Consider the following 1,634-nt stretch of genomic DNA (forward strand, 5'->3'; position numbering starts at 1 on the left):
GTGGGAGGCTGCCCACTCGGTGCCGGTCCCTCGCCCAGCACCAGCGGCCAGGCCACCGGCACACCCAGCACCCACGCCTGAGCCAGCGACAACAGCATCCGCCGCGACCCACCCTCACCCCGCCGCAACGACCCGCACACCCCGGCCTCGACCCCGGCCGCCCGGCAGATGTCCTCCACATCACCCACCAACACCGGATGCGGGCTCACCTCCACGAACACCGGCCCACCCACACCCGCCGCCGCCCGCACCGACTCCTCGAACAACACCGGCCGGCACAGATTCTCCACCCAGTACCGGCCCGACAACCGCGCCGCATCCAGGAACCCGCCCTCCACCGAAGAGCAGAACCCCACCCCCGCACCATCAACCGGCCGAACCCCGGCCAACGCCACACCCAGCTCCTCGGCCAGACGATCCATGTGCGGGGTATGCGAGGCGTAATCCACCGCGACCCGCCGCACCCGCACCCCCGGCAGCTGCTCCAGCTCCTCCAGCGCGGCCACCTCCCCAGCCACCACACAACTGGCCGGACCCGAATGCACCGCCACCCACAACCGGCCCGCCCACCGCGACCCGATCAACTCCCCCGCCCGCGACGCCGACACATCAAGCGCCGCCATCCCGCCCGTGCCGAGCACCTTCTCCAACGCCCGGCTCCGCAGCACCACCACCCGCGCAGCATCCTCCAGCGACAACACCCCCGCCACACACGCCGCCGCCATCTCCCCCTGCGACTGACCCACCACCGCCCTCGGAGCGACCCCGGCCGCCCGCCACACCGCCGCCAACCCCACCATCACCGCCCACAACACCGGCTGCACCACCGGCGACCCCTCCAGCCCCGGAGCCCCCGCAGCACCCCGCAACACCCCCACCACCGACCAGCCGGTCAACGACCGCACCACCCGATCACACCGCTCCACCTCAGCCCGGAACACCTCACAGCACTCCAGCAACTCCACCGCCATCCCCGCCCACTGCGACCCCTGACCCGGGAACACCAAGACCGGCTGCGCATCCGCCACCGCCGACCCGCTCACCACCGCCGCATGCGACTCCCCCGCCGCCACCGCAGCCAACCCCGCCAGCAACTCCGCCCGATCCGACGCCACCACCACAGCCCGATACCCGAACACCGACCGGCCCGCCAACACCCGGCCCACCCCAGCCAGCTCCCCATCCGGCACACCAGCCGCGAACTCCACCAACCGCGCCGCCTGCCCCCGCAACGCCGCCGCACTCCTACCCGACACCACCCACACCACCGCGCCACCACCCACCACCGGCCCCCGCACCGGCCCCCGCACCGGCAGCACGTCCTCCACCTCAGGCGCGCTCTCCACGATCACATGCGCATTCGTCCCGGACACCCCGAAACTCGACACCCCCGCCCGCACCGGACCCGACCCCGGCAACTCCACCGCACCCGTCAGCAACCGCACACCGCCCGCCGACCAGTCCACATGCGGCGTCGGCTCCGACACATGCAACGTCGGCGGCAACACCCGCCGCTCCAACGCCAACACCATCTTGATCACCCCCGCCACACCAGCAGCCGCCTGCGCATGCCCGATATTCGACTTCACCGACCCCAGCCACACCGGACGATCAGCCGGACGCCCGCGCCCGTA

General features: G+C 72.6%; 1 protein-coding gene and 1 pseudogene. Both read right to left on the bottom strand.

Features of this window, described 5'->3' with window-relative positions; genetic code table 11:
* A partial coding sequence (locus AB0J69_RS61650) for an acyltransferase domain-containing protein (protein ID WP_364138675.1) occupies positions 1 to 1,532 on the bottom strand: 1,532 nt, incomplete at its 3' end.
* A 12-nt stretch (positions 1,533 to 1,544) separates the two neighbouring features.
* Positions 1,545 to 1,604 (bottom strand): annotated as a pseudogene (locus tag AB0J69_RS61655) (hypothetical protein); the annotation flags it as partial.
* Positions 1,605 to 1,634 lie beyond the last annotated feature (30 nt).

This window comes from Nonomuraea sp. NPDC049709, assembly GCF_040674815.1.
Classification (GTDB): Bacteria; Actinomycetota; Actinomycetes; order Streptosporangiales; family Streptosporangiaceae; genus Nonomuraea.